Below are 5664 nucleotides of genomic sequence, written 5' to 3'. Positions count from 1 at the left end.
GAATTTACAATTCACGGGTATGTAGAGACGTAGCATTGCTACGTCTCTACAATGATTTGGCATCGAACTACAAAAATGTATGCACACATAATTCATGACCAAATTCAGCAACGCCCAAAAATCAAATATGAGTCCTATATTGCCGGGCAGGAAGGTAAAATAAAAATCGGTACTTGGAAACCAAGAAACTTGAGTTAGAAAGCCGGAGATTCAGTTTATCGCTTTTGAACGTTGCATGATTGCGAGATTATTTTGGAGTTTGCATAACTCAATAATCACGGCGTCTGGTGCATCAGCCTCATTCATCCCATTATTCAGCAACACCCGCTTTTGTATCCGATGCTTGCATGTAAGCAAATGTTAAAGTTTAGGGCTAAGTCACCATTACTCAAGCACCAAGCTTTGTGTATTTGCTTTGTTTGATGGGCGATCGCTTTGCTACTGAAAACCTTAAGTTAAATCTCAAAATCAGGATTTTCACTAGTAAAGACTGTTTTCAACAGGCAATATTGTATAAAAAGTAAACTCCGAGCCAAAAACAGCTATTAAGCATAATTCCCTAGTCAAAAGGACAGATTGACGCTGTTATAGATTGACGCTAGGATTAATGGTCTCAAAAGTAAGACCCCAGTAAAACTGGGGTTGAGCCGAACGTTTCCTCTCGTTACTATAGTGACCCAGTGACCAATTGGGAACAGGGAATCTCCTCCTAGAAATTGGGTAAAAATTAACCCCGGTGCTACCGGGGTTAATTGTGAGACTAGCGCCGTAAATAGTTGCAAGCAAAGGATATGGCGATATTTAGTAGCAAACACCTGAAGTGTATCAGATATATTTTTTTGTCATTTTTAAATGAATTTTGAACATGAAAAAATGACAATTTTTTCATTAGCAACGTGAGAACGCAAGGTGGTTGCAATACTTTTCGGATTAGCACCTTTGATCTGGAGTTATAGCTGGGATGCATGTTAAAGGGTAAGGGGAAAGGGTAAATATCCATCCCTTTCCCTTTTCCCTTTCCCCCTTAACCAAAAGATATTGAAGGTGGTTGTGTTGCACAAACAGCCGCTGTTTTGGTAAAAGTAGTCGGAATACTACACGCAAATACCCACAGAACACTAAAAGTGGCGTTGCTGAATAATGGGATGAATGAGGCTGACGCGGGGATACGGTGATTATTGAGTCATGCGAATTCCAAAATCATCCCGCAATTATGCAACGCCCTAAAAGTACATCTATGTCTATCTGCGTTTATTTGTGGTTGAAAACTTCAATTTGACACGAAAGCATCCAATCTACCAAGTACAGTCATATCTTCTGTATCTAATTCTACAGGCGTGCCGCTACGAATTAACTCGGCAAAGTCTTCATTAGGAACCATAACAGTTAACGTATACAAACGTCCTGAACCCGTATTTTCAATCACATGAGTACCAGTGGGTGGTACTAATAAACTATCTCCTGCTTTAATCGGCACAGTCTTACCATCACAAGTTGCCCTGCCTTCCCCTTTGAGAACAAAAAACATTTCTACTGCTAACTGATGGCGGTTGGGAGGCGTTTTGCCACCAACATCAAAAATTTCTACGCAACAAGTCAGAGAAGTATTGGCAATTGCCGGATCGAACACTATCGCCAAGCGATTTGTATCATGGGGACTAATGCGATAGGCTTGGTAATCTTTGGGAGACTTGATGACAGGAATTACACAACAATTTGTCATATGTCCTTAGTCCTTAGTCATTTGTTATTGGTAGTTAGTAGTTAGTAGTTAGTAGTTATGCAGGTAGTTGTTAACCACTAACCACTATCTACTAACCACTAACCATTAATTACTTTTAAAATTGCTTCTGAATCTGTGACGAAACCAAAACACTGCTTGACGTTGTATAGTGTCGCCAGCCAACAATACTCAGGAGAAGTGGTTGCAGTACAGTCTTTAACTAGTATGCAGTCGTATCCTAAAAAGTTAGCATCTTGTAGAGTGGCCATTACACATTGGTCAGCATTGACACCTGTAAAAAACAGTGTTGTTCTGCCCAAGTTCCGCAGGATAGTATCTAAGGGAGTATCCCAAAAGCCACTCATGCGGTATTTATCGACGCGAACGTCTTCTGGTAGTTGTTCTAGTTCGTCTACCACTGCTGCTGCCCAACTACCCGCCATTAGTACCTTAGCACCATTGCTAGGCAGTGGATCGCCCAAGCCGACACCTTCACCCGTGGGGTTGTAGACGTGATGTACACTTGCACTAATATTGAGTAAGTCGGGACGGTTTCCCCAATTTACCCATACTACGGGAACATTCGCAGAGCGCAGTGCTGGCAATAAGATTTGTAAAGGTTTGATTGGCTGACGCGCTGGGGTAACATCTACACCGATATGCGCTAACCAACCATCAGGGTGACAGAAATCGTTTTGCATATCGATGACGAGGATGGCAGCTTTTGCTAAGTCAAGGCGCAAGCTTTTGGTTTCTGTTGATAAGATAACGGGTTGTGGTTCTAGGGGAGGACGAGTGATGTCTGCGATCGCCTGATTTACCGCCCAAGCATTTGGTGCAACTCCTAATTTCCAAAGAGGCAGATTCATAAAATTGCAACACCCAACACCATCTTTTACTTTTTAACTTGAAATTCTGCTTTGCGTGTCATTACTTAATCAAGGTTAAAATGATAAATTTTACAATCCAGAATGTTTTAATTCCTGTCGAGAATGGTTACACCACCGTTGACGTCCAAGTTGTAGAGGGAAACATTACCGCGATCGCCCCAAATCTTGATGTTGTAGGAACCCCTATTAACGGTCAAAATAAGTTACTATTGCCAGGATTCGTTAACGCCCATACCCACTCTTCAGAAATGTGGCAACGGGGGATAATGTCAATGTTGCCCTTGGAATTATGGCTGGCAGAACTATATGATTTTGCGCCTTTAGATCCAGAGAAAGTTTACCTCAGTGCTTTGGGAACAGCAGTAGAAACTCTACTTTCTGGCGGCACAAGTGTTGTAGATCATTTAGTGTTAATTCCTGACAAAGAATTAGAAACTATTGCCACGGCGGTTCGCGCTTACAAAGAAGTTGGTATTCGTGCCTTTGTTGCACCCTTGATTCAAGATGAATCGATCACCGCTGGCATCCCATCTGGGGAAACTCAACAAACCCACGAGCCTTATTTTCGCTCAACTGGTGCAACATTGGAACTTATTGAAGAGGCGGTAAAACAGTTTCATCGTCCGGAGGAGGGTATAAGCATTTTAGTTGCCCCTACGGGTATTCAACTGTGTACTGATGCTTTATTTGAGGGGTGTAGTCAATTAAGCGAAAAGTATAATCTTTGCCGCCACTCTCATTTACTGGAAACCAAAGCCCAAGAAAAACTTGCTCAAGAAAAATACGGATGTACTGCCGTTGCCCATCTCAAACGTATTGGTTATTTAGACTATCGCACAACTCTAGCCCATTGCGTCCACTTGACTGACGCTGACATCGCTATCCTCGCTGAAACTCAATCTACTGTTGTCCATAACCCTTTGAGTAACTTGCGTTTGGGTAGTGGTATTGCCCCAATTTTAAAATATCGTCAAGCAGGGGTAAATGTGACTTTTGGGTGTGATGGTGCATCTAGCAATGATTCCCAAGACTTACTGGAAGCGATCAAAATTGGTTCTATATTACACAACTTTACCGATTTAGATTATCGACACTGGATTACACCCAGGCAAGCAGTAGAAATGGCATCCTTGGGTGGTGTAAAGGGGCTGAATATGGCAGACAAACTCGGTTCACTGAGTATCGGTAAAAAAGCTGATTTGGTAATGTATGACCTTACCAACTTATCATTGCTACCACGTACAGATCCGATTGGTTTGTTAGTTTTAGGGCGTCCTAGTAATGTTGTTGATAGCGTGTGGGTGAATGGTAAGCAAATTGTTGCTGACGGGAAAGTCACAACTATCGATGTTAGTAACTTGCGGCAAGAGTTATTTAACCACAGTCAGTGGCATACTCAACGCCAGTCTCAAACCGTTGCCCAAATTGAAGCGCATTATCGCTTGGTGATGGGTTTGTGAGCAAAGAGCGATCGCATGATTTTAGTGTAGGCGATCGCTGTTCTATTGAAACCCTTTAAGTTTGGTCATAGGCTGCTAAGAATTCCTCACGTGAAATACCTATTTGAGTGCAAATTGACCTTAATGTACCAGATTTAATCTCCGAGTGGTTGGGCATTACCAATGGTGTCTCTGTACCATCATCATTTTTTCGAGTCATAACAATATGTTCACGTTCTCGAACAATATAAAAACCCAGTAACTCAAATGCTTTGATAACTCTCTTTTTAGGCGCATCAACAGGGAACTTCGGCATTAAACAGCTACCTCAGTTTCTGTGAGAAAAGCATCAATCACTGGTGAATCATCTTCCAGCATTTCTTTACCAAATACTTCTATATAGCAGCGAATAGCTGATTTCACATCAGCTAAAGCTTCCTCAAATGTGTCACCTTGACCAACAACAGCCCCTTTAACACCTAATGGATAAGCAACATATCCATCTGGATGTTTTTCGATAATGATTTTAATGTGTTTCATTGGTATCAAGGAAAAATTCGGTAAATATCTTTACGATGAGCAACTCGCTGACAAATTAATGTATTTGTCTCTTTATCAAGAGTAATGCCTATTCTGTAATCGCCGACGCGAATTTTATATTTATCATGGTTCTGACTGGGTCTTGACGAGAGGCAAAGAGCGATCGCATGATTTTAGTTTAGGCGATCGCTTGTCAATCCATCTGCAACTGTCACATCCCAGGCACTGTCAATCTCAGCAGACGCTTGGCGGTAAGCTTCCTCTAGTTCATGATTTTGCAACAATTCTAATGCTGCTTCTATGACTTGCGATTGAGATTTGTATCCTTTACTTAGCTTGTAATTTTCAATAAACTTTACTAAGGACGGTGGCAAGGAAATGGATAGTTTTTTGACATTCATATTCAAATCCCGATGTAGCAAGCCGCGTTCGTGAAGTATAGTCAATGCAGCGATCGCCAAACAACGACTGTCCTGGATTCCACACCATAAGTAATTCTTGAAATTCTGGTGTTTATTTTGGATAGTAGCAAAGACGCTTGACTCGTCCAACAACCAACAATCAACAAACAACAACCAACAACCAACAATCTATTTAGCAATTTCTGCCAAAAGTTCTTCGATACCTAAAATATCCTTGTCGCCGATAATTTCTGTCTTGGTGTGAAATGTGAAGTGACGCTTGTTTCCTTCAGAATTCCATACCTGTTGCAACTGCGGATGGGGATATGTACCACTGTTCAGTTGGGCAAGCATAGGCGGCCATACTTTGCTAAGTCTGTTGACTTCGCCAACGTAAAGTTTTAAATGACCGATGTGCGCGATCGCGTAGATGCCGGAAGCCATAGTCAATAGTCATTTGTCATTTGTCATTTGTCAAGAGTTAGTGGTTAGTGGTTAGTAGTTAGTGGTTAGTAGTTAGTAGTTGGTTGTTATTCTTCCACTCTCCCCATCTCCCCTTCGGGGAATTAAAAATGTAAAATTAAAAATTTTGAATTTTGAATTTTGAATTTTTAATTGACTACTCCCCATCTCCCCATCTCCCACTCCCCCACAGCCTCCAACCCCAGAGG

The 5664-nt window shown here is 41.6% G+C and carries 7 protein-coding genes; 1 reads left to right on the top strand and 6 read right to left on the bottom strand.

The genetic code is table 11. From position 1 onward, the window contains the following. Window positions 1-1270: 1270 nt before the first annotated feature. Window positions 1271-1723: a cupin domain-containing protein gene (locus HXY43_RS26510; protein ID WP_026733735.1), complete on the bottom strand. Its 453-nt coding sequence runs from the start codon at window positions 1721-1723 to the stop codon at window positions 1271-1273. 98 nt (window positions 1724-1821) lie between these two features. Beyond that, window positions 1822-2592, bottom strand: a complete 771-nt coding sequence (locus tag HXY43_RS26505; RefSeq protein ID WP_290890173.1) for a cysteine hydrolase family protein — start codon at window positions 2590-2592, stop codon at window positions 1822-1824. An 83-nt stretch (window positions 2593-2675) separates the two neighbouring features. Here HXY43_RS26505 and HXY43_RS26500 point away from each other — a divergent pair, with 83 nt between their 5' ends. Beyond that, window positions 2676-4073: an amidohydrolase gene (locus HXY43_RS26500; RefSeq protein ID WP_290890185.1), complete on the top strand. Its 1398-nt coding sequence runs from the start codon at window positions 2676-2678 to the stop codon at window positions 4071-4073. A 55-nt stretch (window positions 4074-4128) separates the two neighbouring features. On the opposite strand, the gene HXY43_RS26495 is transcribed toward HXY43_RS26500, so the two are convergent. From HXY43_RS26495 to HXY43_RS26480, 4 genes are all read right to left on the bottom strand, one after another. Then, window positions 4129-4368: a type II toxin-antitoxin system HicA family toxin gene (locus HXY43_RS26495; RefSeq protein WP_290890170.1), complete on the bottom strand. Its 240-nt coding sequence runs from the start codon at window positions 4366-4368 to the stop codon at window positions 4129-4131. Beyond that, entirely contained in the window at window positions 4368-4592 is a 225-nt protein-coding gene (locus HXY43_RS26490; RefSeq protein WP_290890167.1) for a hypothetical protein, read from the bottom strand. Before HXY43_RS26490 ends, HXY43_RS26495 begins: the two co-directional genes overlap by 1 nt. 173 nt (window positions 4593-4765) lie before the next feature. Continuing rightward, a complete protein-coding gene (locus HXY43_RS27025; protein ID WP_367161557.1) occupies window positions 4766-5143 on the bottom strand; it encodes a type II toxin-antitoxin system ParD family antitoxin in 378 nt (125 codons plus the stop codon). Between the two features lie 39 nt (window positions 5144-5182). Next, entirely contained in the window at window positions 5183-5437 is a 255-nt protein-coding gene (locus HXY43_RS26480; RefSeq protein WP_290890178.1) for a hypothetical protein, read from the bottom strand. Window positions 5438-5664 lie beyond the last annotated feature (227 nt).

This window comes from Fischerella sp. (assembly GCF_013388695.1).
Lineage (GTDB): Bacteria > Cyanobacteriota > Cyanobacteriia > Cyanobacteriales > Nostocaceae > PCC9605.
The sequence above is the reverse complement of the archived record's forward strand: the minus strand, read 5'-3'. Positions and strand labels throughout refer to the sequence as shown.

Coding starts and splice junctions, on each gene's coding strand:
- HXY43_RS26510 (WP_026733735.1), bottom strand. CDS start 1,723: ATGACAAATTGTTGTGTAATTCCTGTCATCAAGTCTCCCAAAGATTAC.
- HXY43_RS26495 (WP_290890170.1), bottom strand. CDS start 4,368: ATGCCGAAGTTCCCTGTTGATGCGCCTAAAAAGAGAGTTATCAAAGCA.
- HXY43_RS26490 (WP_290890167.1), bottom strand. CDS start 4,592: ATGAAACACATTAAAATCATTATCGAAAAACATCCAGATGGATATGTT.
- HXY43_RS26480 (WP_290890178.1), bottom strand. CDS start 5,437: ATGGCTTCCGGCATCTACGCGATCGCGCACATCGGTCATTTAAAACTT.
- HXY43_RS26505 (WP_290890173.1), bottom strand. CDS start 2,592: ATGAATCTGCCTCTTTGGAAATTAGGAGTTGCACCAAATGCTTGGGCG.